At 43.4% G+C, this 25,852-nt stretch carries 21 protein-coding genes; 11 read left to right on the top strand and 10 right to left on the bottom strand.

What is annotated here, in order from left to right:
• Positions 1-10: 10 nt before the first annotated feature.
• Together DXX94_RS04930 and DXX94_RS04925 are read right to left on the bottom strand one after the other, a co-directional pair.
• The gene (locus tag DXX94_RS04930; protein ID WP_116014240.1) at positions 11-1,969 is read right to left on the bottom strand and encodes a methyl-accepting chemotaxis protein; all 1,959 of its coding nucleotides are present in this window, start codon (positions 1,967-1,969) and stop codon (positions 11-13) included.
• A 334-nt stretch (positions 1,970-2,303) separates the two neighbouring features.
• On the bottom strand, positions 2,304-3,428 hold the full coding sequence (locus tag DXX94_RS04925; RefSeq protein WP_220348044.1) for a hypothetical protein: 1,125 nt from the start codon (positions 3,426-3,428) through the stop codon (positions 2,304-2,306).
• A 262-nt stretch (positions 3,429-3,690) separates the two neighbouring features.
• Between DXX94_RS04925 and DXX94_RS04920 the strand changes: the two genes are divergently transcribed.
• The 4 genes from DXX94_RS04920 (at position 3,691) to DXX94_RS04905 (ending at position 10,540) form a co-directional block, all read left to right on the top strand.
• Complete coding sequence (locus DXX94_RS04920; protein ID WP_116014239.1) at positions 3,691-4,806, top strand: efflux RND transporter periplasmic adaptor subunit; 1,116 nt, start codon at positions 3,691-3,693, stop codon at positions 4,804-4,806.
• Positions 4,803-7,961 (top strand): efflux RND transporter permease subunit, encoded by a 3,159-nt coding sequence (locus DXX94_RS04915; RefSeq protein ID WP_116014237.1) that lies wholly within the window; start codon positions 4,803-4,805, stop codon positions 7,959-7,961. The genes DXX94_RS04920 and DXX94_RS04915 overlap by 4 nt, the downstream gene beginning before the upstream one ends.
• Before the next feature lie 540 nt (positions 7,962-8,501).
• Positions 8,502-9,161, top strand: a complete 660-nt coding sequence (locus DXX94_RS04910; RefSeq protein ID WP_116014235.1) for a nitroreductase family protein — start codon at positions 8,502-8,504, stop codon at positions 9,159-9,161.
• 218 nt (positions 9,162-9,379) lie between these two features.
• On the top strand, positions 9,380-10,540 hold the full coding sequence (locus DXX94_RS04905; protein ID WP_147302238.1) for a helix-turn-helix domain-containing protein: 1,161 nt from the start codon (positions 9,380-9,382) through the stop codon (positions 10,538-10,540).
• 213 nt (positions 10,541-10,753) lie between these two features.
• Here DXX94_RS04905 and DXX94_RS04900 read toward each other — a convergent pair whose 3' ends face one another.
• A complete protein-coding gene (locus tag DXX94_RS04900; protein WP_116014232.1) occupies positions 10,754-11,461 on the bottom strand; it encodes a PEP-CTERM sorting domain-containing protein in 708 nt (235 codons plus the stop codon).
• A gap of 621 nt (positions 11,462-12,082) precedes the next feature.
• On the opposite strand from DXX94_RS04900, the gene DXX94_RS04890 reads away from it, so the two are divergent.
• Positions 12,083-12,766, top strand: coding sequence for a hypothetical protein (locus tag DXX94_RS04890; protein WP_116014228.1), 684 nt, complete (start codon positions 12,083-12,085; stop codon positions 12,764-12,766).
• A gap of 48 nt (positions 12,767-12,814) precedes the next feature.
• Here DXX94_RS04890 and DXX94_RS04885 read toward each other — a convergent pair whose 3' ends face one another.
• Positions 12,815-13,798: an alpha/beta fold hydrolase gene (locus DXX94_RS04885; protein WP_116014227.1), complete on the bottom strand. Its 984-nt coding sequence runs from the start codon at positions 13,796-13,798 to the stop codon at positions 12,815-12,817.
• A gap of 300 nt (positions 13,799-14,098) precedes the next feature.
• On the opposite strand from DXX94_RS04885, the gene DXX94_RS04880 reads away from it, so the two are divergent.
• Positions 14,099-14,989: an alpha/beta fold hydrolase gene (locus DXX94_RS04880; RefSeq protein ID WP_116014225.1), complete on the top strand. Its 891-nt coding sequence runs from the start codon at positions 14,099-14,101 to the stop codon at positions 14,987-14,989.
• Positions 14,990-15,163: 174 nt separating this feature from the next.
• Here the strand turns inward: DXX94_RS04880 and DXX94_RS04875 are convergent, their stop codons facing one another.
• The 6 genes from DXX94_RS04875 to DXX94_RS04855 all read right to left on the bottom strand — a co-directional run bounded on the left by DXX94_RS04875 (position 15,164) and on the right by DXX94_RS04855 (position 19,070).
• Positions 15,164-15,460 carry a hypothetical protein gene (locus DXX94_RS04875; protein WP_116014224.1) on the bottom strand — a complete coding sequence of 99 codons (297 nt, stop codon included), beginning with the start codon at positions 15,458-15,460 and terminating at the stop codon, positions 15,164-15,166.
• 51 nt (positions 15,461-15,511) lie between these two features.
• Positions 15,512-15,829 carry a winged helix-turn-helix domain-containing protein gene (locus tag DXX94_RS19485; protein ID WP_258872101.1) on the bottom strand — a complete coding sequence of 106 codons (318 nt, stop codon included), beginning with the start codon at positions 15,827-15,829 and terminating at the stop codon, positions 15,512-15,514.
• Positions 15,830-15,891: 62 nt separating this feature from the next.
• Positions 15,892-16,191, bottom strand: coding sequence for a response regulator (locus tag DXX94_RS19480; protein WP_258872100.1), 300 nt, complete (start codon positions 16,189-16,191; stop codon positions 15,892-15,894).
• Positions 16,192-16,777: 586 nt separating this feature from the next.
• Positions 16,778-17,491, bottom strand: coding sequence for a pirin family protein (locus DXX94_RS04865; protein ID WP_116014222.1), 714 nt, complete (start codon positions 17,489-17,491; stop codon positions 16,778-16,780).
• Between the two features lie 35 nt (positions 17,492-17,526).
• Entirely contained in the window at positions 17,527-18,507 is a 981-nt protein-coding gene (locus tag DXX94_RS04860) for a glutathione S-transferase family protein (RefSeq protein WP_116014221.1), read from the bottom strand.
• A gap of 116 nt (positions 18,508-18,623) precedes the next feature.
• Positions 18,624-19,070, bottom strand: a complete 447-nt coding sequence (locus DXX94_RS04855; protein WP_116014219.1) for a DoxX family protein — start codon at positions 19,068-19,070, stop codon at positions 18,624-18,626.
• Between the two features lie 182 nt (positions 19,071-19,252).
• Here DXX94_RS04855 and DXX94_RS04850 point away from each other — a divergent pair, with 182 nt between their 5' ends.
• The 5 genes from DXX94_RS04850 (at position 19,253) to DXX94_RS04830 (ending at position 25,849) form a co-directional block, all read left to right on the top strand.
• On the top strand, positions 19,253-20,146 hold the full coding sequence (locus tag DXX94_RS04850) for a LysR substrate-binding domain-containing protein (protein ID WP_116014218.1): 894 nt from the start codon (positions 19,253-19,255) through the stop codon (positions 20,144-20,146).
• Between the two features lie 405 nt (positions 20,147-20,551).
• Complete coding sequence (locus DXX94_RS04845; protein ID WP_116014216.1) at positions 20,552-22,924, top strand: TonB-dependent receptor; 2,373 nt, start codon at positions 20,552-20,554, stop codon at positions 22,922-22,924.
• 218 nt (positions 22,925-23,142) lie between these two features.
• A complete protein-coding gene (locus DXX94_RS04840) occupies positions 23,143-24,510 on the top strand; it encodes a leucyl aminopeptidase family protein (RefSeq protein ID WP_116014215.1) in 1,368 nt (455 codons plus the stop codon).
• A 130-nt stretch (positions 24,511-24,640) separates the two neighbouring features.
• Positions 24,641-24,952 carry a putative quinol monooxygenase gene (locus DXX94_RS04835; protein WP_116014213.1) on the top strand — a complete coding sequence of 104 codons (312 nt, stop codon included), beginning with the start codon at positions 24,641-24,643 and terminating at the stop codon, positions 24,950-24,952.
• A gap of 72 nt (positions 24,953-25,024) precedes the next feature.
• Entirely contained in the window at positions 25,025-25,849 is an 825-nt protein-coding gene (locus DXX94_RS04830; protein ID WP_116014212.1) for an SDR family oxidoreductase, read from the top strand.
• Positions 25,850-25,852 lie beyond the last annotated feature (3 nt).

Below are 25,852 nucleotides of genomic sequence, written 5' to 3'. Positions count from 1 at the left end.
CCTTAAGCCACTACACCTTAAATTTCTGTACTAGGGCATTTAAGTCTGCCGAGAGGGTGTTGAGGTGCTGAGAATTTTTGCCAGCTTGCGATGAAATTACCGCGACTTCATCCGCTGCCATCTTAATTTCGACAACGTTTCGGCTGATATCTTCTGCGACCACTTGCTGCTCTTCGGCGGCCGCTGCTATTTGCGTGTTCATTTCACTGATAGCATCAACCGAGCCAGTAATACTATCAAATGAGGTTTTAGCCTCTTGTGTGAACTCGATTGTTTGCTGTGATTTATCAACGCTGATTTCCATATCATTCGACACGCTTTGCGTCATATTTCTTAATTTACCCAGTTGATGAGCGATTTCTTCGGTGGATTCATGGGTGCGTTGTGATAGCGCACGTACTTCGTCAGCGACCACAGCAAATCCGCGCCCTTGCTCGCCCGCACGCGCGGCTTCAATGGCGGCATTTAATGCCAATAGGTTGGTTTGCTCGGCAATACCGCGAATCACGTCTAATATCGAGGTGATGTTTTCACTTTCTACATCGAGATGGCGAATGCTATCAGCGGATTTTTGCGTTAGCTCGCCGAGTGCTTGTACGCTCACTACGGCTTGTTCAATAAGCTCTTGACCCGATTCCGCAGAGTCTTTTGTGGCATTTGCAGAATCTGCTGCACTTACACAATTACTGGCCACTTCATTTGCAGTTGCTGCCATTTCATTGATGGCTGTTGCAGATTGGTCAAGGGCTTCCAGTTGCTGCTTGATCGACTCGTCTAAATTGTTCGATAACGCTGAGGTTTGATCGGCAGACTGGTTCACATTCTCGCTGCTTTGATTAATTTCTTTAATTAACTGGGCAATTGAGCCTAAGAAGCGGTTAAAGCTTTCTGACAGTTTGCCTGTTTCGTCATTGGTTTTGATGTGCAATCGTTTGGTAAGGTCACCACCCCCTTGTGCTATCTCTTCAAGCCCTTCGGTAACGGTAACAATAGGTTTTGAAATTAGCCTTGCTAAGTAGACGCCTAAAATTGCAAATATCACCAGTAACACTGCGCTAATAATGACGATAAGTACTGCCATGCTATATGCCGATGCGAGGACTTCGGAGCTTTCCATCATGCTAACGTATTTCCAGCCCATTTGGGGCGAGGTGTAGATATTGGCAAGGTAGGTTTCGTCGTATATTTCAAGTTCGACTACGCCATTGCTCTGCTGAGAAATTTCGGAGAAAACACCGTTTTCAATTTCGGCAAGTTGTTTAAAGTTGTGATCCGGGTACTTAGCATCGACTAGCACATTGCCGCTATCTTCTATCACCATCAAGTAACCGGACTCGCCAATCTTAATTTTCTTCGCCATTTGAGTGAGTTCTTTGAGCGACACATCCATACCTGCAACGCCAACTAACTGCCCATTGTTGGTGATGGTTCTGACGGTTGAAACGATCACTGCATCATCTGGTTCCCAGTAATAGGCATTTGTGCGCACCGCTTCACCATTGCCTTGTAAACCACGTTGGTACCAAGGTCGAGGGCGAGGATCATAGTTTGCGCCAATACTGCCAATTGGCCATTGCAGGTAGCCACCAGCTTGATTACCAAGATAGATGTATGAGATCCCTTCGTGACTTGCGCCAAAGCTGTCAAAGTCGGCAAATATTTGTTGCTCTAATTCACTATTTTGGCGAGGAGTCATCTCGGTTGATTGCGTATTTTCAAGATAACGGGTGATATCTTGGCTCGCATTTTTAACGAATTGATTTTCTGTTAGGTAAATAACGTTCTTGGCTATTTCTTTAAAAAACAATTCAACAGCATGATCAACTTGCTTTACTTCGCGGGTATTATTCACTTCAAAGTCTATATAAGCTTGATCAATTATTTTATTGATCATTAATACCGAAATGGTGAATAAAGGAAGTGTAATGGTTGCTATAAATGCTGAGATAAGTTTTTGTGAAATGGTCATTTATTTACCTTAACAACGGTGGCCTACTAATAAAATTAGTAAGCTTTTGCTGATAGTCAAACAAATGCCGAAAGGAATTGTACCTTCTAGGTGATACCACTTGCTGCCATGACGCTACTTTATGTTTGGGGAATTGAAAGCTTGGTAAACAGGAAAGAAAATCAAAGGAAAATAGCAAGGCCAGCCGACGCAAAACAGAAAGGACGGGTTAGAAATAGAAAAGGCTTTGAGTTAAACAAAGCCTTTTCAGCTGTAACAATTGAATTACCGCAAGTTTAGATAGGTTTCTCACGTGTACGGTTTAGCTAACTGCAACACCAAAGAAACTAAACGACTAGAAGTAGTAGCCGATATTGATATTTAGGCGTGAACGCCACCTTTCTGGGCCTTGTTCAATACCTACACCAGGGCCTCCGACAAACCACATATTTTTACCGGCAATCCAATCTACGTAGGTATATAAACCGCCTTTTGCAATTGCACAGCCGGTAACGTTTTGAATCGATTCAGCCAAGCCAGAACGGTCATTCGGATCAATCAAGGTCACCTCGTTGTAGCAAGTAATGCTATCGACAAGATCGTTGTTATAGGTAAATGTTTTGGCAATGTTTAAATTACTGAGTGTTGCTTTAGCGGCAATATCAAAAGGAAATTCAAACGCAGAAAGGGCAATTCGATGATCTGCAGTGCCTAAGCTTTCTTCAGTATCATAGTCGTATTGCATCAGCTGGCCGCTAACTTTCCAACTGCCAAAGATGCCAACATAATGCGCGCCTGCCGCCCAGTGGTCGCCTTTGTCTTGCGACTGGCTATTGATAAATTTGCCTAATTGGGCAGATGCTCCCACTGTGTGGTTACCCAGTTGATATTGAATGCGACCGTTAACTTGGCCATCTTCACGGTTAGCTCTTTCGTCTGTACTGGCGATATCAAACGAGTAACGACTGTATCTTGCGCCGTCATCATACTCAGCATTAAAGAAGTAGGCTAAATCAGCATTCCAGCCATCACCTTTGGTTTGCCATTTTACACCCGTGTCGTAATCATCTTCCAAGCCAACATAGTAAGCACCAGTAAACCAGAAACTGTTTGAAGCGTATGGTGCGATACCAAATGGCACTTGGGTAACACCAGCAATAACTGTGTTATTTTCATCTACTTTGTAGCCAACCTCAGCATGATGAATGGCGTCAAAGTCTTGATACCAACGAAATTGAGCATCAAGATACCATTTGTCTTGACTCACATCGGCGTCGATTCGAAACAACTCAATTTCAAATTTACCGTTAGAGTCATTGTCATAGTCTCGCCAGCCGTAGTTTAGGCGAACAGCGCCGCCAATGTTAACTTCTGGTGAAGCACTCGCAGCTTGCGCGTATGAAGGCATAAAATAACTAGTTGGAGCGGTAATCAGTGCTATGGCTAGCGCTAACTTTCTCGGTTTTGCAGTGTGAAGCATGTTTTCGACTTTTTTTGGACGTGTTAGCCCGTATTCTAGCTAAGCTATAGATAAGTGCATAGCAAATCGGCAATTTATTCAATTAATTGTGATTTAACGCAATCAGCTTATGTAAAGAAAACGTAAAGAAGATATCTGCACATTACAAATAGTATGCGTATCTTTTACTCTATTAGCGTATTTAATAATAATTATCATTTAAAGGTTGGTTACTTTGATAGCTAAACATACAAAGATCGCGATATTACTGCTGCTAACTGTCGTGAGTAGCATTAGCGTCACGGCAAACGCAATTGCAGAACAGCAAAACAGTCAAGCCGCGCCTACTAAAGTAGATGTGCTAAAAGCTGAGGAGCAGATGTTGCGACAAACCTTGTCACTTACAGGCACAATTGAAGCACGCCAGCATGCACAACTGGCAACCTTAGAAGCGGGCGTTGTTGCTGCTATGCTAGTTGAAGCGGGTGACTATGTAGTCAAAGGTGACCCTTTGTTGGTGCTTGATGACAAGCTCGCTGCGCTAACTTTGGCTCAGCGCGAGGCATCGCTTGCTGCTGCCCAAGCTGCGTTAATTGAAGCACAGCGCCTGTATGAAGAAGTGGTGACACTGTCGAAAAAGCAACTGGTTGCTGAAACCTTGATGGCGGAACGAGAGTCTGGTGTCGCGATTGCAAATGCTGACTTTAAGCGAGTACAGGCTGAAGTTGCACAGCAACAAGAAGTTGTTAATCGCCATCGTTTGTATGCACCGTTTGATGGTGTGATTAGTGAACGTCATGTTGATCTCGGTGAATGGATTACCCAGCAGCGCCCTGCATTCACCTTAGTTGAGCAAGCAAAACTCAGGCTTAAACTCGCCATTCCACAAGAATACTTTAGCCAGCTATCGAGCGCTAACCTTACTAACCGCCAAAACGGTGTAAATGGCCAAATAATTGGGGTTGAAGTGAGCCCTGATGCTGCGCCAACCAATATTGCAAACCCACCGATAAGGGCAACGTTGAGCCGCATTGTCAGTGATGCCAGTAACACCAGTCGTACGATCACGGGCTATGTTGATTTGCCACAGGCAGAGAATTTGGTTGCTGGCATGTCAGCGCGTGCCGACATTATTTTACCTAGCACGCAAGCTCAGCTTAGCCGTTTAATTTGGCTGCCGAAAACTGCAATAAAACAGCATCCTGATGGTGGTCGTAGCGTATTTACCGTTGAGCAAAATCGCGCCAAACGCCACCTTGTCAAAGTGGTTGAGACACAAGGAGAGCAAGTCGCTGTAACTGGCGCACCGAGCAATAGTGATTTTGTGGTCACTGGAGTTGCCTTGTTAAAAGATGGCGCGTTATTGGCTGTTAATCGCATCAAAGGAGCGAAGCAATGATAGCATCAGCGGTTAGTCGCGGAACCTTAGTCGCGGTAATTGCATTAATCACTACCATACTAGGCTTGGCGGCTGCACTTAATATTCCGGTGCAAATGATCCCTGATCTTGAGGTGCGTACAATCACAGTGCAAACGGGATGGCCGGGGGCAACGCCGCAAGATGTTGAGAAAGAAATACTCATTGAGCAAGAACGTTACTTACGCAGTTTATCAAATCTCAAACGCATGGTTTCTTATGCGGAAATGGGGCAAGCGCGAATTGAGTTGGAGTTTCCTTTCGGCGTTGATGCGAACGATGCATTGATCCGCGTTAATAATGCGCTTAGCCAAGTACCAGCGTACCCAGAAAACGTTGATCAGCCGCGCTTATTTTCTAGCTCATTTTCTGGCAATGCCTTCATGTATTTCGTGTTAAAACCCGTGCAAGGCAACCCATTGAATCTAGATGTAGATTTACTGCGAGACTTTGCCGAGGACTATATTCGACCTCGTATGGAGAGCGTATCAGGGGTGTCAGAAGTTGGCGTGCGCGGTGGGGCACAGCGACAGATTCAAATTAAAGTAGATGCTGCTCGTTTAGCACAGCGGGGCATTAGTTTACCGCAATTACGCACGGCAATTCGCAATCGCAATAAAGACAGCTCAGCTGGCGATATTGAAAGTGGTGCTAGCCGCTATTTATTGCGTGTGATTGGTCGCTTTGAAGAGCTCAGCCAGCTAGAAAATTTAGTGATTACCCGTCGTGATAATGCCAACATTGTACTCAAAGACGTTGCAACGGTTACCTTAGATCATTTTGAAACGCGACGATTATCGTTCAACGATGGAGAGCGCACGTTAAGTTTATCAGTCAGGCGAGAGAGCGGCTCGAACGTACTAGCCATTAAAGAAGCCATGCTACCTGTTGTTGCCGATATTAACCGTCAGTTGCTGGCACAAAATGGCTTGGAGTTAAAGCTGACCAGTGATGACGTGCAATACGTGCAAAGTTCGCTGAATAACGTATGGGTTAACTTAATATTAGGTGCCTTGTTGGCAACCTTAGTTATGTACTTCTTTTTACGCTCGGGTAAAGCCACCTTAGTGGGCGTGATGGGTATTCCTATTTGTACTATTGCGGCATTTTTTGCGCTAATGATGTTTGGCCGCACAATCAATGTGATTTCACTAGCAGGCGTTGCCTTTGCCATTGGCATGACAGTAGATAACACCATTGTTGTACTAGAAGCGATTATTCAGGCTAAACGGCAAGGAGTTAGTAAAGTTAAAGCGGCTATTGCTGGCGTTAGTGAAGTATGGCCTGCGGTACTGGCTTCAACATCAACTACGGTATTAGTTTTTGCGCCAATTTTATTTGTTGAGCAAGAAGCTGGGCAGCTGTATTCAGATATTGCTATTGCCATTTCAGGCGCAATTATCGCGTCAATGTTAGTGGCGATATTTATTGTGCCAGCGGCACTGGCCAATATCAGCAAAAAAGAAGATCTCAAACAGGGGCAGCAGTTTACTTTATCAAAACGATGGCTTGGTTTGGCAATGTGGTTTACACAGAGTAAATCAAGAGCTCGAACTGCCGCACTTGCCTTTATCGTTGCTACGCTAGGGGCTGCTTATTTGCTGATGCCTGCAGCAGAGTATTTACCGGAAGGTGAAGAGCCGAAAGCGTTTTCTATGATGATAGCGCCGCCTAACTATAACTTATCGGAAATGGAGAAAATTGGCACTGAGCTTAGAGCCTATTTTGATCAGTATGTGCAGGCCGGCGGTGATGACTATGTCAGTGGCAAAACCAATATGCCGCCTTTGGCTTATTATTCAATGTCGGTTTCGGTTGGGCGAATTTGGCTGCTAAGCGCTCCCGTTGAGCCTGATAATATTAATGCCATGATGACAGCGATAACGGAAAAATTCCGCAGTTATGACAACATGCGCGCGTTTTCAGCAAGAGGTTCAATTATCTCAAGTAATGACGGTGGTACACGAGCTGTCGCCGTTGATATTTCTGGTAGCAACATTACTGAGTTATACCAAGCAGCAGAGGCGGTTTATGAACAGGCCAATGTTTTTTTCGATAATCCGCAAATAAATTCAGAGCCAAGATCGCTAACACTAGACCAGCCCTTGATTGAAATTAAACCTCGCTGGCATCGCTTGGCCGAGCTCAACATCAACAATAATGATTTTGGCTACTCGGTTGCGGCAATGAGCGATGGTGCCTATGTCGATGAGTTTATTCTCAATGACGATAAAATTGATATTTTCATGTTTAGCGGTGCGGGCAATCAACAAAATTTGGAAGAACTTGCCGTCACTCCGATTGTTACATCTGCCGGACAAGTGCTGCCATTACACGCACTTGCTGACTTGAAAGAGAGCAAAAATAGTAACTCGGTGCGCCGTGTCGATGGTAACCGAACCGTTACCGTTTATATTATTCCGCCGCGCATTGTTGCCCTAGAAACTGCTGAGCAAATTGTGCGTGAACAGCTTTTGCCTACCCTTTGGCGTGATGGCAAAATCGCACAAGGTATTAACGTGAGTATCAGCGGCGCGGCTGATCAATTAGAGGCAACGAAAAACTCACTCTCTGGTAACTTCTTAATCGCCTTAGTGTTAAGTTATTTGCTCTTGGTCGCCATTTTTACTCACTGGCGCTACCCTATGTTTATTCTGGCAACAGTGCCACTGGGCATGGCTGGCGGCTTACTTGGGTTGGTTGCGGTTAATGGCGTTAATAGCTTGCTATCGTCAATGGGTATCTCGGCGAGCCACCAACCCTTTGATATGATCACCATGCTTGGGTTTTTGATATTGCTCGGGACTGTGGTGAATAATCCTATTTTGATTGTTGATCAAACGCGTCGTTTTGTTATTGAACAGGGTATGGCAGCGAAGGAAGCGGTGATTGCTGCTGTTAACAAACGACTGAAGCCCATTTTAATGTCAACCGCAACGACCATATTTGGCCTAGCACCGCTCGTTTTAATTCCTGGTGAAGGAACTGAGTTATATCGCGGCGTGGGCATTATTGTGCTGAGTGGTATTTTGGTATCTACGTTATTGAGTTTAACTTTCTTACCTGCCTTGTTGGTGGCGGTTATAGGTGACAAACCTGCCATGGCCGCACAGCCCAAATTGGCGCAAACGAGCTAAGGTATAAATTGTCAGAAATGAGAAAACAGAAAACCGCTTCTTACTGATAGTAGGGGGCGGTTTTTTATTTGCTTTTTACCCTCGTTACGTCAAAGTTAGCTTGGTTTGAATGATTTTAGCTGGTTTACGTTCAGTTTACGGCAAAAGCTAGCTAGCTTTTCAGTGCTAAGTATTCAGCGTCAATGTTCAGTGCCAAGTATTTATTACCAAATGTTTATTGCCAATAGCGAATTGTTATTGCTTAGAGGTCTAAGAGAGCTAAGTGTATCGATATTCATTGTTTAGGTTTACTTGCAAAAACGTTATTAAGCTAATGAAACTTGTTTCTTTTTGTAATTTGGCTACCAACCAATGTTTGTTATTATTATTTAAAAACAAAAGGTTATGGGATTATCAATTATTCCTTTATAAAGTTTTTCCAATTTCTGTATTTTTCGCCACGATTGAATTCTGTATTCTGCGCGCCGTTGACAAATTCTGGTGGTCTCGCTGCTAGTGAATGTCACATTAGCAATAGCAGACAAAGTAGTGGAGAAAGATATGTCTCATCAAATTATCAAAGATTTAAGCGATCGTTACACCGTTAAAAAATACGATGCAAGCAAGAAAATTTCGGCTGAAGATATGGCAGTGATCAAAGAATCACTTCGCTTATCAGCGTCTTCAATTAACTCACAGCCGTGGAAGTTTATTATTCTTGAAACAGATGAAGCGAAAAAACGTTTCCACGACACATTTGCAAATATGCATCAGTTTAACCAACCACATGCAACTGAAGCATCGCACGTGATTTTATTCGCTTATAACCCAAGCTACACAAAAGATGACTACCGTAAAGTGGTTGATGTTGAAGTGTCTTCTGGTCACTTACCTGAAGAAAGATACAATGACATTTTAGATGGTGCGTTTGGTTTTGCTGAAGCAAATACTGATGAAAATGGAAACAACAGTGATTGGACTAAAGCGCAAACATACTTAGCATTAGGCAATACACTACACGTACTAGCGCGCTTAGGTATTGGTTCTACTCCGATGGAAGGTGTTGATCCTGCGCTTATCAGCGAGCTTTTTGCTGAAGAGCTAGACGGCCACGTGTGTGACGTTGCGCTAGCAATGGGCTATCACAAAGATGGTGAAGACTATAACTACGGCCTTCCAAAAGCACGCTTGCCTCAAGAAGCAACCATTACTGTGTTATAAGCTTTTAACAGCTCATCAATTTAAACTTTTAAAAATCAAATGCCTATCGGTACCGTTTGTATCGATAGGCATTTTTGTATAGTAGGGTTGATAGCTCGCAAAAAATATATATTATCTGCCGTCTACTTGTTCAGTTAATCTCTTGTTAATAAGGACTTGTTGTTAGGTCGCTAAGCAAACATAATATCGCCACTTTAATCGCCAATTTGGGTAACTTTGTGGATCAGCAACCGAACCTTGTGTTAACTGAGATTGTTGTTCGTTTATTAGCTGAAAGCTCAGTGCCAGCGGCATTGACAATTGAGCAGTGCGCGCAGTCTTTGTCCATGAGTATGACGTCGTTTCGTCGCAAGCTAGCGCAAGAAGAAACCAGCTATAAACTAATCCAACAAAAATACCTTAATGAACTTTGCGTTAAGGCTTTGCTTACTGAGAAACCCAAAATTGAAGCTCTGGCAATATCACTTGGCTACTCTGAGCGTGCGACTTTCGAGCGTGCTTTTCGACAAAAGTTTGGTATTACGCCATCAAGGTTTCGAGAGCTTTCGTTAAACCACGGGGCGCAGCACCGTCAGAATTTAATTGCTATTGCCAACGACTTGCCACCAATGCCAGATAGCTGTGCTAAATTACTCGCCGAAAGCGACAGTGGGGCGCTTGACTTGGCCTGCGCGGTTGCCATTATCGAAAAAGATCCTGTATTTTCCGGACGAGTTATCGGCCTTGCCAGCAAGGCCATTTATGGCAAAACGCCGACGGACTTACGTGAAGCGATAGGAAGAAATCTAGGAATAACAACGGTGGTTAATCTTGCGGTTTTATACGCTGTCAAAGATGCGCTACAACACCATGTAGATCCCATGATTATCGAACGTTATTGCCAAGCATTTGAGCTTGCTCCTAAGCTTATGCAACTAACGCGTAAGCAAACAACTTCTGCGTGGTTTGCCGATCATGCGCTAGCTGAGCAAATGTTGGTATTTGGTTTGTTAGGTATCTTTTTACTCGCGCATCAAAGTACAGAGCACCAAGCGTTAATTGTGCACTCGGTATTCGGTATTGATGATCTATCAACACTTAATCATCACCTACAGCAAAGCTTGTCGTTAAGTTTATTTGGCGCGTCTTCGTTATTGCTTTCCATTTGGCATTTAGATGCCGGAATCATTAAACAGCTCAATCAACTCGAACAAATTTGCTTGAGCAAGAGTAAAGCGAGCCATGAGAGTAAGCTGATGATGTTATTACTTAATTGTTTGTACCGCATCGCAACTGAGCATAAGGGCGTTGATGATTTGTTTGAGAAAGCTGAGCTAGTCGGTATTGATGGTTTTGAAGCGATATATCAAGAATTTATAAATCAAGCTAGTGCTGCTTGATAACTAAGATCTAAAAAGTGAGCAAACTAAAATTTAGAAGGTTTAAAGCGAGAGGTCTAAAGTCGGAAAGTAAAAAGAAGAGGAAATAGCAGAATAAGTCTTATGCGTTAAACCGAGAGTGAACTTTCTTAATCAGCCAAATGTGGGGGCTGGCCTATGATCAAGAAAGTTCGAGAAATCGGTTAATACTGACAAGTAAATAAATTGAATAAATTACTTATTCGCTTGTCTGCGTCTAAAGCCAAATAATGCTGCGCCGCCTAGCATAAGTGCAATAACAGGGGGCTCGCTAACTGCAACAAGTGAAACATTATCAATTAAACCGCCTAGTGTGTTTTGAGCACCCACTGAGGCAAAGCTTAATGCCATTTCTGTTGCCGTTGCTTTAAATTGCACAGTTTGCACCTGCCAGTTTGGAATCGCGCTGCGGCTGCCATCGGCAATATGTTTAGCTTGCAAACTCTGATCAAAATTCACATTCGCATCATGCCAATAAACATGAATAGCGTTATCGTTGTCACGATTGGTTCTTGGCTTGTAATAAAACTCAAGCTGATAATTTTGACCAATTACTAAGGAGTCGATGATTTGCGTCATTGCTGAATTTGAGGCGCCTCTGGTGTGCGAATCAAGCTCAACATGATATTGACCATCTTGTGAATTAGTTACAACATTCTTCTGTAGCTCAATGCCATTACCATAACTGGTTTGCCAACCGGGTAAATTATAAAACACATCCCAAGCCCTATTTCTCTGAGTGAAATCAGCAAGATTTGTATTGAAAATTTGCCCCTGTGCTTTGCTACTGTCATCAAATAATAACTGCTCAAAACTTCCGTTTGTGATTAATGATGCATTAGCTGCGAAGCTTGCACTTAGCAATGATGACGCAATTAGCATGCGCTTCAATAGAGTAGCCATTGTCTTACCTAATCCAACCTTAGTGTCTTCCTTTGCCGCTAAGTATAAATTTTCAGCTAAAGACAAAATATGGCTAAACTGTCCAATTTGTTAAAAAATAGTAAATATTAGGGCGTGTTGATCTTTCGAGATTGAATTTTGTTCAATTTAAACGCTTTCTGATCGCGGCGCTCGCTTTGTCGCATAGTCATTCTCGGCTTTGTCTCCTGAATCGCTCTACCTCCTGCATCCATGCAGTCGTATATAAAAAGCGAGCAACAATGAGCAGGAAGCGTTTAGATGAACCCCCTCAACACAAAGTAAAGGGGCAGCGTCTGTTTGAATTTTCTACTGTGTTGGCACTTATTTATGGAGAACAACTACACTACACAAGTGCCGCCTTGTATAAAACCCAAACAGACTGCTGCAAAAACAAACCTGAAAGGTCAACACGCCCTAATAGTTAAATGCAGAGAGCAACAAAAAATATGGAGAGCATTTAAACCTTTCTCGAATACACCGCATCTAAGATGTATTAAACAAACGCACTGAACTCTGCGAGCGTCAGCTGCAAAGCTCGAATTAGTAGCTCGAATAGGTAGCTCGGAACAGTGGCTTGAATAGAAAGAAAAGGAAAAGATAATGAAAAAAATAGTCTCTATTACTGCGTTGACAGTGGCGCTTTTATCGGCAACAAATGCGGTTGCCGGATGGAACAATGATTATGAATATGTTGAGACTAAGCGCTTAACAATGGATGCATCAGCACTTGAACATTTTGAAATAGAAGCAGGTGCTGGCAGCCTTACTGTAATTGGTGACGAGGTGGATGAGATCAATGTGTCTGCGGAAATTTACCAAGTGGACGCGGGTGAGGAATATTGTCTGTCGCTAGATTATGCAAATGACGATAAACAACACGCCCAGCTGGTTGCAAATAATTGTCGCAGTGACACCCGTATTGATGTCACTGTAACTTTACCCGCACAGCTAGTGACCGAAATAAAAGACGGCTCAGGTCGTATGGTTATCGACAATGCGAGTGTGAGCAAGATAGAAGACGGTTCGGGCAGTATTAAAACAACAAACAATCACACCGCTTTGGCGATTGAGGATGGTTCAGGCTCTATTGATATTGAACTTATCGACGGTGATGTGCGCATTGACGACGGCTCCGGCAGTATCCATGTATCCGATGTAACAGGGCAAGTGACGGTTAGAGATGGTTCAGGCAGTATCAATGTTAACAACGCCACGAGCTTTAATTTGCTCAGTGACGGCTCTGGCAGCGTTAATTTATCTAACGTGAATGCAAAGCGCATGTAGTTTGCATTGAAAACAGCATATTTAATGGCAGGTGATGAGCAAACTGCGCTAGTTTGCTTGAGCCTGCTTTTTCTTGGCCTTTTGTAGCGCCTTTTTTTGTAATTTTTCCTGTGATTTTTCTTGCGCTCTTTTTTGTGACTTTTCTTGGGATTTTAGGGCGTGCTTTGTGATCCATTTGGCGAGCTTAGGCATCAAGGGCACTGGAAAGTCATGCCCTAAGCCGTAAACAACTTTAAGTTTCGTTTTGGGGATATGTTTGGCGGTTTCTATTCCTGCACTTAATGGAATGACGGGATCAGCACTGCCATGAATAACTAGCGTTGGCACTTTTATTTTCTGCGCAAGTTTACGGCGGTCACCACTTGCGGTAATTGCCGCGAGTTGGCGCTTAAAGCCTCCGGGATTATAGCCTCTTTCAATATTCTTCTTTGCTTGTGCGCGCAGCTCCTGCTCTTTTGCAGGATATTTAGGGCTGCCAATTAAACGGTTCATTTTCATGTGATATTGGATCACTGCTTCACGAGCACTTGGTTGTGGTCTTTTGGCAAGTTTTAAAAAGACGCTCATATTGGTAGAAGAAATTTTCGGGCTCGAACTAGACGACATAATTGATGTTAAGCTTAACACTCGCTTTTTATGCTGCGCTGCTATGATTTGTCCAATCATCCCGCCCATAGAGGCGCCCACTAAGTGCGCTTTCTTAATTTTTAAGGATGACATTAATGCCAATACGTCACCCGCCATATCTTCCAGTAAATAGGGCACTTTCAAACGAGAGGGAAAGCGAGTACTCAGCCAGCTTTTCACTAGGCTAGGATCGCCAAATTCATCAAGCTGACTAGATTGGCCAACATCACGATTATCAAAACGAATAACCCGAAAACCTTTATCAACCAAGCCAAAGTACAATTCGTCTGGCCACACTGTCATTTGTGCTCCTAAGCCCATGATCAAAATAATCACTGGCGCGGCTTTATCGCCCCTATCCTGATAACTAAGTTTGATGCCATGGCTGGTAATAACAGACTGCATTGATGATAAATCTATTCCCAAAATGAAAAGAACGAACCGCCATTAATCGCAATAAAATAATATACTTTATTAGTCTACGATACGTTGGCAGAACTATTTTGCAAATTGTGAATCTTAATTATGAAATCATCATGACAATTGGTTACACTGTATACAATTAATACAAAACAATGCACTCAATAATACTTTTATTCGCTTTTCTCTTGATGCTCTAAAGTTTAATTCAATCTAGGCAGTGCGAATAATCAAGCAGGAGTTGCATACGTTCAGTATCACAGTAGTACAGCGAAAGGATGCGATATGAATACATTATCAGCCTGGCAAGCAGCGGGCGAGCTGGTTAAATTAAATGGGCAAAATATATTTGTTCGCCAAGGGGGGTTAAAGCATGGGCAAGTATTGGTGCTTATTCATGGTTATCCCAGTGCTAGTTGGGATTGGCAGCCCATTTGGAACAAACTAGGGCAACACTTTCGCCTCATCACCCTAGACATGTTAGGTTTTGGTTTTTCCGACAAACCAATTGGTGTTGATTATCTTATTCGTGAGCAAGCGAGCTTGTTCACTAGCTTGTTAAAAAAACTTGATGTGACTGATTACCATATACTGGCTCATGACTATGGTGACACGGTTGCTCAAGAGTTGTTGGCTCGCCAACTTGAACCAATTGCCGACCCTAAAATTCTTAGTTGCTGCTTACTTAATGGTGGTTTGTTTCCAGAATCACATCGTCCTGTACTGTTGCAAAAGCTATTACTTTCGCCACTGGGAAGGGTAGTAACCCTATTCACCACAAAATCAGCGTTAAAACGCAATTTCCATAAGATCTTTGGTAAAAATACGCCACCAAGTGAAGAGGTGATTGATGGCTTATGGCAATTGCTGATGCACAATAATGGCCGAAGAATAATGCCTAAGTTGATTCACTATATTGTTCAGCGCAAACAAAATCGCGAGCGTTGGGTGGGCGCACTAACCAATGCTCAAGTTCCGCTTAAATATATTTGTGGCATGACTGACCCGATTTCAGGGGTACATATGGCAGCTAGATTTGGAGAACTAATCGCTGACGCCGATGTGTGTGAGTTAAACGATATTGGGCACTATCCACAGTTAGAAGCGCCCAAACAAGTACTAGATGCCTTTTTTGATTTTTATCATGGGCAAGCACCTCACGAAAAACCAGCTTAGCTTTCTTAAATGTGACTGATAGGTTGAAGGGGTAAAAATCTTCAGATTATTATCAGCTAGATTTTTATGCAGGGACAACGAATACTGGGCAATGTGGTAAATTCTTGGAGGTCAATGGGGCTATATTTGCTAAAGCCCCATTTACATCTTATGACTAGCAGCTAACTACAGTTGCTAGGCCAACTCAGTTTTAAACAGGGTCGGCCGTTCAGCAAAGTTTGTTAGGTTTGGAAATACGGTCGCAAGCTCTTCACGCACACCCATGGCGCCGTCTTCGTGGTAAATATCCAAAATTTCTTGTTTAAATTCAAGTAACTCTTCTTTGAGCATTTGTTGCTCATGCTCAACAAACCACAACGCACGAATACCCAGCGCAAAGGTTAAGACAAGTGCAGCAAGTAAGCCGAAGAAAAGCGCGTAAAGAAATAGGGGACTACGCAAAAGTGTTAGTTGTTCGTTGTACTTTGTCATTCGCCTTCAATGCTTGTATTTATTGGTAAAGGTCTTTTCTGTGACACTAAGTTAATGGTCATCATTAATTAAATAACCGCTGCCACGTACTGCTTTTATCAGATCATACGCAAAAGGTTTATCCAATTTAGTGCGCAATCGACTAACATGGGTTTGCACTATGCTAGTTTTGGGATCAAAACTAAATCCCCCCACATTTTCTAGTAGCATCGTTTTTGTGATTAACTGGTTCGTATTGAGCAGCAGATATTCCAGAATTTGATATTCTCGCGGCAGCAACGTGATTGATTGTCCGGCACGAGTCACTTTTCTTGTCGTGCGATTAACAATTAAATCACCTACTCTCAACTGTTGGTTAACTGGCTGCAATGATTGTCGCCGTGCTAGTGCTTTTAGTCTGGCGTGTAACTCACTAAAGGCAAAAGGTTTAACTAGGGGTAGTCGTCGGCACCCGTTTCAAGCCCTGAGACTCGCTCGTTTGTTTCTGCTAATGCGGTTAACACGATAATGGGTGTGAGTAATTTACTTTGTCGTAAAACTCGAATTGCATCTACGCCATCCATATCGGGTAGCAATCTATCAAAGATGATGACGTCAAAATCTGCCGTTGTCGCTGAAATAATGCCGCCTTTACCTGTGGTTTCGTGATGTGTAGATTCGCCCGACTGACTTAAGCCTCGTACGATAAAGTCGGCTGTGTCAATATCATCTTCGACAAGTAATACTCTCATTATTCAAGCTTTTATAACTTAATGCTGAACAACATAGTAACGCAATTAGCGACGAGAGATTAATACAATTTTGTATGGTTTAGGCGTTGGTGTATTTGAGGGATAAAAAGACTGTTCATCATTTATCAAAATGATGTTACTCGGCTAATAAAAAGCAGAAGCTAGACAAAAAGTACGCAGCTGCTACATTAGTTGACCTGTGATTATTCTCGTTTACCTCATACATTTAAGTTGTTGTGACTATGTCACAGTGCCAGCAAGGTGCTTAACTAACTGTTTTCTTTTTTGTTGTATATTTATAAGGATTTTAGATGCTTTGTTTTTTCATGCGTAAAGATCATTACAAGGTAGTGTTTTGTGATAATGTCGCAAAAATGTTGTTGAGTTTTTTCGATAGATAAATTATTGTTACAACATAACAGCTTTGAAGGGTTGTTATGTTTGAAGTTATGTTGTTTTTATAAACAGCTAGTTTGAAGATGCAGTGCTTTCATCATTTATTGATTTTAGTACTTAGGCGAACTCCAAGTGGGTTCGCCTTTTTTATGCCTATTTCAAAGTTACGGTGAAGGTACTATTACTCACGCTAGTGCACAGGTGCGTCAATAATAATTAGCTCCGCATCTGAATGCGCTTCTATGACGATTTGCTGCTGGCGTGTTACCTCTGCGCCATCACCTTTCGCCAAGGTAATAAGATTGTTGCCATCTATGATATCAACACTGCCGGATGACGCGAGAATGTATGCTTGATGAGTAATTTCATGTTCAAACTGAGTGCCTTTGGCAAGCTTGCCACCAAATATTCTGGCTTCTTGATGAATAAATAACGCCTTGTCTTTGTCTTCTTTAAAGCCAGAAACAAGCAAAGGTAAACTATCGCTGTTCGCCTTTTGCGACAAGCGCTTGCTGTCCCAGCGCGGCTTAACATTATGTTGATTTGGCTCGATCCAGATTTGATAAAGGGTCAGTGGCTCTTTACTCAAATTATATTCTGAATGAACAATACCTGTGCCAGCGCTCATCACTTGTACTTCACCGGCTGGCGTGATGCCTTTATTGCCAACGCTATCTTGATGGGTGATGGCGCCAGAGCGAATAAAGCTAATAATTTCCATATTCTTATGTGGGTGAGGGGGGAAGCCCGTTCCTGCTGCAACCCAGTCGTCATTAATCACACGTAAAGTGCCAAAGCCCATACGTTTTGGGTTGTAATAATGAGCAAAACTAAAGTGATGATTAGCTTTTAACCAGCCGTGATCTGCTTTGCCAAGCTGCTGATAGGGAATATGTTTAATCATAGGAACTCCTCTTAACTGCTTTATGCACGATTGCACTATTCACTACTGCTTTGCGCATTTAACTGCGCACGATCATGTGGAGCATCAAAATCCAGCACTGGACCAACAGGGACCACTAATGTTGGGTTAATGGTGCGATGGCTGGCATAGTAGTGCACTTTAATATGGTCAAAATCCACTGTGCTGGCGACATTCGCCACTTGATAAAGCTCGCGCACATAGTTGCTGATATGGTGAAACTCGCTAACTTTATTGCGATTACACTTAAAGTGGCCGTGATACACAGCGTCAAAGCGGATCAGTGTGGTAAATAAGCGCCAATCGGCTTCGGTTAACCTTTCACCGACTAAGTAGCGGTTGTTGGCTAAGTGCTCTTCGAGCCAGTCTAGTTTTTCAAATAGCTGAAAAAACGCTTCTTCATAAGCCGCTTGTGTAGTGGCAAAACCAGCGCGATAAACTCCGTTATTGATTGCATCGTAAATCTCGTCATTTATCTCATCGATGCGCGATTGTAGCGTGTCTGGGTAATAATTATTCTGGTTTCCGGTCAGCGAATTAAAGGCGGTATTAAATATACGGATAATTTCGCTCGACTCGTTGTTGACTATGGTCTGCGTTTTTTTATCCCACAGCACAGGTACGGTCACGCGGCCTTCATAATCAGGCGCGGCTTTTAAATACACTTGATAAAGGTAGTCAAAACCGTGCAGGGGATCTGCCGTTTTACTGCCTTGCTCACCAAATTCCCAGCCATTCTCTAACATTTCTGCTTCGACGACACTGACACTGATAATATCTTGTAAGCCTTTTAACTCACGAAAAATCAGGGTGCGATGTGCCCACGGACAAGCCAGTGAGACATAAAGGTGATAACGTCCTGCTTCTGGTTGATAAAGTGCATCCTGTGCATCACTAATTTGGTGGCGAAAGCGGCTTTCTTGACGCTCAAACGAGCCCTTGCTGTTTTTCGTGTCATACCATTTGTCTTGCCATTTACCATTTACTAATAAGCCCATGATCTTGCTCCTGCTGTTAATTCTGTTTGGTATAAATACGCGCCTTGGTAATAAAAGATAGCCAAATGGCGCGCTTTATATTGATAGTTACAATTAATAGTTCAGTGCTGGCATAACTACTTAATGCGACTTGCTACTAAGTTATCTAGCGCGAAGCGGCCACCACCTTGAAAAACCAATGCGACACTGATGGCCAATAATGACAAACCAAATTCGTAACCGTTGTTGCTCATAAATAAGCCGTTTTGAATGTGTACACTGAAAATAGCCACCACCATAGTAAACGCTAGTGCTAATGCAGCAGGGCGAGTTAATAAGCCGACAATGAGTAGCAGGCCGCCAAAAAATTCCGCGCTACCTGCCATCAGTGCCATTAAGTAGCCTGGCGCTAAGCCGATTGACTCCATCCATTGACCAGTGCCATCAAGGCCATAACCACCAAACCAAGCGAAAAGCTTTTGTGCGCCATGGGCCGCAAAGATAACGCCGGCGATCAGGCGCAGTGGTAATGTTGAAATATTTTGCTGTGATGTGAATAAGTTTTTGATTGTTGCTGTGTTCATTAGTTAATCCTCAGTATTCGTTTAAAGTCTTTTAGTTGCTCGTTAAGGAGTGGTTTATATCTGCTCTCCTTAAGCGTTGAGGGTATTCTACGGGCTTAATTTGGATGGAATAACAGGCATTATTTGACTAATATGTTCAAAAAATTTGAACGATTGTTGGTTACCTAGTCTAGGGAGCAAAAATGTACAAAAGCCCGATCACGTTAGAAGCCTTGTTAGTGCTAGATGCCATTGATAATCGCGGTAGCTTTGCCGCTGCGGCAGAGCAGTTAAACAAAGTGCCATCGGCACTGTCCTATATCGTACAAAAGCTTGAAGAGCAGCTGTCCATTACCTTGTTTGTCCGTCAAGGCCGGCGCTCTGTGCTAACGCCGGCCGGCCGACACTTATTGGCAGAGGGGCGAAAAGTGCTTGGCGCCGTCAGTAAAATTAGCGAGCAGGCACAAACCATCGCACATGGCTGGGAGCCGAAAATACGTATCGGTATTGATTCTATTTTAGATTGCCAGCCGCTGATGAATACTTTGGCTAGCTTTTTGGCTGATTACCCCAATATTGAGGTGGATATTAGCGAGCATGTAATGAATGGCACATGGGAAGCCTTACAAGAAGATAAGCTAGATTTAGTCATTGGTGCGCCTTCACCTGTGCCAAATCATCAAGGTATTCGAACAGTTTCGCTAGGCAGCTTATCTCAGGTACTAGTGGCTGCACCAGATCACCCTATTGCGCGTTTACCTCAGCCAGTCAGTAACAGGGATATTGAAGACTTTCGCACGGTAATTGTGCATGACTCTGCTCGTAATGCGGTTCCATGGACCAGTAATGTGATTGAACAGAGTCAGCATTTTTACGTTACCGGCGTTCATCAAAAAATCGCTGCCATTAAAGCGGGTCTCGGCGTTGGCTTTTTACCACAAGCCAGAGTTGCCGAGCTTATCAGCCAGAAAGCGTTAGTGATTATTCCCTCAGAAAATGCGCCCGTTGAAGCCGATTGTTATTTAGCATGGAAAGTCGTCAACAAAGGTAAGGGGCTACAGGCGCTTACAAGCAGAATTATTGGTTCAAATAGTTAGTGGTTTTCGAGTTTCAAACGTTTGCTTTTATTTTCTAGAGCTAGCTCTTGCTCTCTTAATTGCATTCTCATATTTGGCTGCAAGTGCACGCTAAATTAAGTCGCTATTAGATGCTAAATACACATTTTATCCGTTCTCTTGTTCGCTGTTATCTAAGTTTTGCGAATCTAAATTTACAATTATTTATCAATGACTTAGAAAGATGAAAATAAGTAAATAATGATTGCAAGGTGAATTTTTTTCATTTATATCTATCGAGCGCTAAACATTAGAACCTTAGCTCTAATCATTAAAATCAACACAATAAAAACAATAACAAGTCGATGGCGTATTGACTTTTCAGGGGAGATATTAATCGGTATCTGAAAGGTGGAAGTTAAAAACCTTTGAAGGAAGAAGTAAAACATGTATAAAAAAGCCAAGTTGCCTGCGCTGATCAGCGCGGTCTTAGGGACATTGGCCTCTCCAGTGTATGCACAGCAAAACGACAGCGACGAAGTTGAAAAAATCGTTGTTACCGCCACCAAACGTGCTGCCAGTATTAAAGAAGTTCCATTCTCTGTTAACGCACAAACTCAAGCGGATATTGAACGTGCTGGTGCGACTAATCTCGAAGAGCTCTCTCGTAATGTTGCGGGTCTTACTATTCAAAACTTAGGGCCTGGGCAAAGCCAAGTGGCGCTTCGTGGTGTCTCTGCCGGTCAGATTGTTCGTGACCAACCCGGTGTAAAAGAGCAGGTCGGGGTTTACCTTGATGAAAGCGTGATTTCTTTATCACTATTTACCCCTGATATTGATTTATATGATTTAAACCGCGTTGAAACCCTGCGTGGCCCGCAAGGTACGCTATTTGGCTCAGGCTCAATTGGCGGTACCGTACGTTACATTACCAACCAGCCAGAGTTAGATACTTTTGAAGGCTCATTTGAAGGTAATGTTAACAAGCTAACGGACGGTGAAGTTGGTGGCCACCTTAAAGGTATGGTTAATGTGCCGCTTGTCGACGATACTTTAGCGCTTCGCGCTGTTGCCTATTCAACCGAATATGCCGGTTTTATTGATGCCTACACGCCTGATGGCAAAGATGATGATGTTAACAGTGGTAACCGCACCGGTGGTCGTATTGCACTTAAGTGGCAGCCACTAGATAACCTTACGATCACACCTCGTGTGATCTTCCAAAGCATTGAAACCGATGGCTTTAATCGTCAGGAAGCATTTAACCTTTATGCTAACCCGTTTACCACAACACGCCCCGCGATTGATTTTAACGAGCGTGAGCAGTTTTTATTGCTAGATGAAAGCTTTGAAGACGATACCACGATTGTTGATTTAACCGCCGAGTTGAATTTAGATACCTTTGATGCGACCTTTGTTTATAGCTACACCGATCGCGAAATATTAGTCAGTCGCGATGCCAGTGCGCTAACCGGTAGCATCAGTATTGATTTAGGCTTTCCTGAAGAAGCTTTTGTTTTACCGTCAAACTTACAAGATCGCACGGATATTGAACAAGACACCTTTGAGTTAAGATTCAGCTCAAACACCGACAGCGCTTTTCAGTGGTTAGTTGGTGCTTTTTATTCAGACACTCAACGTGAATACGGCCAGTTTTTGCCAACACCGGGTTACGATGCCTTTACTGACCAAGCACTAGGTGCAGGCGTTGCTGCCGCGACAGCCAATGGTTTCCCAAGTGATTCACCTTACAATGCCGTATTGCCTTATGATTTAGAGCAAGTGGCTGTTTTTGCGGAAATTAACTACGATGTCAGCGATCGCTTAGTACTAACTGCAGGCACTCGTTTCTACGATTATGAAGAAACTCGACGCTTTACTACAGGTGGTGTGTTCTCTAATGGCGATGATCAAGTCGACTCAACCGAGTCAGACGGTTTCACTTCAAGGTTAATTGCCAATTACACCTTAAACGAAACGGTAAATTTGAACGCGCAAATCTCACAAGGTTTCCGTTTAGGTGGGGTTAACGACCCACTTAACCGTAGCTTGTGTGATCCGCAAGATTTAGCGGTGTTTGGTGACTTCCAGTCCTATAACGACGAAGAGCTAGTCAACTATGAAGTTGGTGCGAAAGCGCAAACGCAAAAGTGGAGCGCTAATGTTGCTGTGTTCTACACCGACATTGATAACTTACAAGTCACTTTAGATGCGGGTTCATGTTCATCACGTATTTCATTTAACGTACCTGAAGCGCACACTGCAGGTGTTGAATTTGAAGTAACGCGCCAAGCAACCGAGCAGTTATACCTAACGCTATCGGGCTCAGTGTTAGAAGCGGAGTTTGACTCGACGGTGCTAAACTCTGCGGGTGAAGTCTTAGGCGGCGTGCAAGACGGTAACCGCTTAGCTTCTGTACCTGAAGTGCAATTCTCAATCGCCGGTACTTACGACTTAGCTAAGCCGTTATTTGGCTCTGAGTACACTTATGTTTCTGCGTCATTGCAATACGTTGGCGACAGAATTACTCAACCGAGTGATCAAGTGGCAGGTGCCGGTAACTTTGTGTCTGGCCTAGCATTTGGCGGCGCAACAGGTATTGAAGTGACTGAGTTAGATCTTGAGCTTGACGATTACCAAGTGCTAAATGTTAGCTCTGGTTTAATCTATGAAGACTGGGAGTTAGTGGCCTACATTAACAACCTAACCGATGAAAATGCTAACTTAGCACTTGATCGTGAGCGCGGTGGCCGTGCACGTTTGGGTTTTAGCACCAATCAGCCGCGTACATTTGGCGTAACCTTTAGAAAATCGTTTTAATCTAAAGTCGCTTTAAATACGGAAAAAGGGAGCGAGTAAGTCGCTCCCTTTTTATGTTATCGCAGTAATTTTCATTGTTTAAATCATTGAATCTGCTTTCTAGGTAGAAGAGAAAATATTCAACTACTCGTTTCTTCATCATCAACCGTTTACCTCTGCCTGCAATTTGTTTAACGTTGCACTAATTTTTATAAAGGACATCTAATCAGAGAATTCTTATGTCACAACTAATTAACGCACAAAGCACAGGCATTCCATTATACGTGCTGACTAATGATGCATATGACGCATGGTTGGGTAAACAAAGAGCAGCAACGCAAACTTGGCTTGCAACCACAGGCTATCAGGGTAAAGGTTTAGCCACTATCCCAAATGAGTCCGGTAGTTTAGCGGCTGCCGTTATGGTGGTTAACGACGCGAGCGAATACTTTGCTTGTGGCGATTTGGTGAATAAGTTACCTGCTGGTCAGTACTTATTGGAAACGGATGAAGCCAATAACTCAGCAGTTGCCTTTGGTTGGTGTGTCGGTGGCTATCGTTTCGACCGTTACCTTACCAATGAAAAACATGCGAAAACATTACCTGTTTTAGCCGTTGGTAAGCAGGTATTGGTGGACGAAGCCATCAAGCTAAGTGAAGCCACAGCTTTAGTCCGAGACTTAGTAAACACGCCAGCGGCAGATATGATGCCGCAGCATCTAGCACAAACATGTCAGGCCTTAGCAGAAGAATTTGGTGCCAGCTTTAGCGAAGTCGTTGGTGATGAGTTGTTAACAGAGAACTACCCAACGATTCATGCTGTTGGTCGCGCTAGTTGCCATGCACCGCGCCTATTAGATTTACGTTGGGGTAACAGTGATGCACCGAAAGTGACCTTAGTGGGTAAAGGCGTATGTTTTGATAGCGGTGGTTTAGACGTAAAACCAGCCTCAGGTATGCGCTTAATGAAGAAAGACATGGGCGGCGCAGCCCATGTACTGGGCTTAGCACGAATGATTATGGCATTTGGTTTAAACGTGCAATTGCGGGTGATGATCCCCGCAGTTGAAAATGCTATTGCCGGTAATGCCTTTCGACCGGGCGATGTGATCACCACCCGCACTGGCTTAAATGTAGAGATTGATAATACCGATGCGGAAGGGCGTTTAGTGTTATGTGACGCATTAGCCGATGCAGCAGATGAAAAGCCTGAGCTGATTATCGACTTTGCAACCTTAACAGGTGCGATGCGTGTCGCCTTAGGTACAGAGTTACCAGGCTTTTTTGCGACAAAAGATGAAACGGCAAACGGTATTAGCCAAGCAGGTGAAGGCGTGCAAGACCCAGTATGGCGTATGCCGCTGCACCAAGCTTATCGCGATATGCTAAAAAGTGATATTGCCGATATGACCAACTGTGCCAATGGCCCATTTGGCGGCGCGATTACCGCAGCGCTTTATCTTCAAGAGTTTTTACCGAAAGAGACTGACTGGTGTCATTTCGATGTAATGGCCTACAACGTTCGTGCCTTGCCGGGCCGACCAAAAGGTGGTGAAGCCTTTGGTATTCGCGCGGTATTTGGTTACTTACAATCACGTTTTAGTTAATTTTAGTTTAGCTGTTAACTAAGTAAAAATCGTAAGAAAAAGCAGCAAGTTATAAAGCGATAGGCTAACATAAGCCTGTCGCTTTTTTATTCTATCCAACAATTTTAATTGGTATCAAAGGAACTAGGCTATGCCACTTTCACAAGGCTCTAAGCCACTAACGGTGATTGCTCATATATACGCCCAGCCAGATCATATCGAGCTGGTGAAATCTGAGTTAAAGAAATTGATCAAACCAACATTGGCTGAAGACGGCTGCCTGCGATACGACTTGCATCAAGACAATGAAAATGCCGCGCACTTTATGTTCTATGAAACATGGCAAGATAGAGCAAGCTGGCAAGCACATATGGAGGCTGAAGCGCTGCAAGCTTATTTAAAAGCGGTGGATGGCGCGATTGCTTCATTTACCATTGCAGAGATGACGCAAGTAGTGATCTAAGGTTGCCTTTAACACTTACTTAAATTCTTCACTCTTAATAATCGGCCTTTTGAACGCTTAAATTGGATTAATATGACTAAATCGATTCTGATCACTGGCTGCTCGTCCGGCATTGGCTTGCATGCGGCATTAACTTTGGACGCGCGTGGCTATCAAGTATTTGCGGCCGTGCGTAACCCAGAAGATATCGAGGTGTTACAAGCAAAAGGGCTCAACGCTTTCCACCTTGATTATACCGATACAGACTCGATATCTAGCACTTTGGCGGCGATTTTGGCGATTACTGGTGGCACGTTAGATTATGTGTTTAACAATGGGGCATTTGGTCAACCGGGGGCATTAGAAGATTTGCCTACAGAGGCATTAAAAGCGCAATTTGATGCCAATGTTTTTGGTTGGCATGAACTGACCAAACAAGTCTTACCGATAATGCGCGCGCAGGGGCATGGCCGTATTATTCAATGTAGCTCAGTGCTTGGCTTTGTTTCGATGCCTTATCGTGGCGCTTACAACGCGTCAAAATATGCACTGGAAGGACTAACCGATACCTTGCGCCTTGAATTACTTGATACGGATATTAAAGTGATATTGATTGAGCCGGGGCCTATTAATACCGCGTTCCGTGTAAATGCGCTAAAAGCCTTTAAGGCCAATATTGATATTGAAAACAGCATTCACCGAGCTAGCTATGAACAGCAGCTAGAGCGTTTGGCGGCAGAAGAGTCGAATGCAAAATTTGCTTTAGAACCGATTGCCGTGACTAAAGCATTGATTCATTCGCTAGAAAGTAAGCGCCCGAAAGTTCGTTATCGCGTCACTTTCCCAACCTATTTGTTTGCTTACCTAAAGCGCCTGCTGCCAACACGCTGGCTAGATAGCATTTTGGCTAAAGGCTAAAGG

It is taken from the genome of Thalassotalea euphylliae, assembly GCF_003390375.1.
In the GTDB taxonomy this organism is placed as follows: Bacteria; Pseudomonadota; Gammaproteobacteria; order Enterobacterales; family Alteromonadaceae; genus Thalassotalea_F; species Thalassotalea_F euphylliae_A.
This window is presented reverse-complemented; position numbering and strand designations above follow the sequence as displayed.

Coding starts and splice junctions, on each gene's coding strand:
- DXX94_RS04930 (WP_116014240.1), bottom strand. CDS start 1,969: ATGACCATTTCACAAAAACTTATCTCAGCATTTATAGCAACCATTACA.
- DXX94_RS04925 (WP_220348044.1), bottom strand. CDS start 3,428: ATGCTTCACACTGCAAAACCGAGAAAGTTAGCGCTAGCCATAGCACTG.
- DXX94_RS04915 (WP_116014237.1), top strand. CDS start 4,803: ATGATAGCATCAGCGGTTAGTCGCGGAACCTTAGTCGCGGTAATTGCA.
- DXX94_RS04910 (WP_116014235.1), top strand. CDS start 8,502: ATGTCTCATCAAATTATCAAAGATTTAAGCGATCGTTACACCGTTAAA.
- DXX94_RS04900 (WP_116014232.1), bottom strand. CDS start 11,461: ATGGCTACTCTATTGAAGCGCATGCTAATTGCGTCATCATTGCTAAGT.
- DXX94_RS04890 (WP_116014228.1), top strand. CDS start 12,083: ATGAAAAAAATAGTCTCTATTACTGCGTTGACAGTGGCGCTTTTATCG.
- DXX94_RS04885 (WP_116014227.1), bottom strand. CDS start 13,798: ATGCAGTCTGTTATTACCAGCCATGGCATCAAACTTAGTTATCAGGAT.
- DXX94_RS04880 (WP_116014225.1), top strand. CDS start 14,099: ATGAATACATTATCAGCCTGGCAAGCAGCGGGCGAGCTGGTTAAATTA.
- DXX94_RS04875 (WP_116014224.1), bottom strand. CDS start 15,460: ATGACAAAGTACAACGAACAACTAACACTTTTGCGTAGTCCCCTATTT.
- DXX94_RS19480 (WP_258872100.1), bottom strand. CDS start 16,191: ATGAGAGTATTACTTGTCGAAGATGATATTGACACAGCCGACTTTATC.
- DXX94_RS04865 (WP_116014222.1), bottom strand. CDS start 17,491: ATGATTAAACATATTCCCTATCAGCAGCTTGGCAAAGCAGATCACGGC.
- DXX94_RS04860 (WP_116014221.1), bottom strand. CDS start 18,507: ATGGGCTTATTAGTAAATGGTAAATGGCAAGACAAATGGTATGACACG.
- DXX94_RS04855 (WP_116014219.1), bottom strand. CDS start 19,070: ATGAACACAGCAACAATCAAAAACTTATTCACATCACAGCAAAATATT.
- DXX94_RS04850 (WP_116014218.1), top strand. CDS start 19,253: ATGTACAAAAGCCCGATCACGTTAGAAGCCTTGTTAGTGCTAGATGCC.
- DXX94_RS04845 (WP_116014216.1), top strand. CDS start 20,552: ATGTATAAAAAAGCCAAGTTGCCTGCGCTGATCAGCGCGGTCTTAGGG.
- DXX94_RS04840 (WP_116014215.1), top strand. CDS start 23,143: ATGTCACAACTAATTAACGCACAAAGCACAGGCATTCCATTATACGTG.
- DXX94_RS04835 (WP_116014213.1), top strand. CDS start 24,641: ATGCCACTTTCACAAGGCTCTAAGCCACTAACGGTGATTGCTCATATA.
- DXX94_RS04830 (WP_116014212.1), top strand. CDS start 25,025: ATGACTAAATCGATTCTGATCACTGGCTGCTCGTCCGGCATTGGCTTG.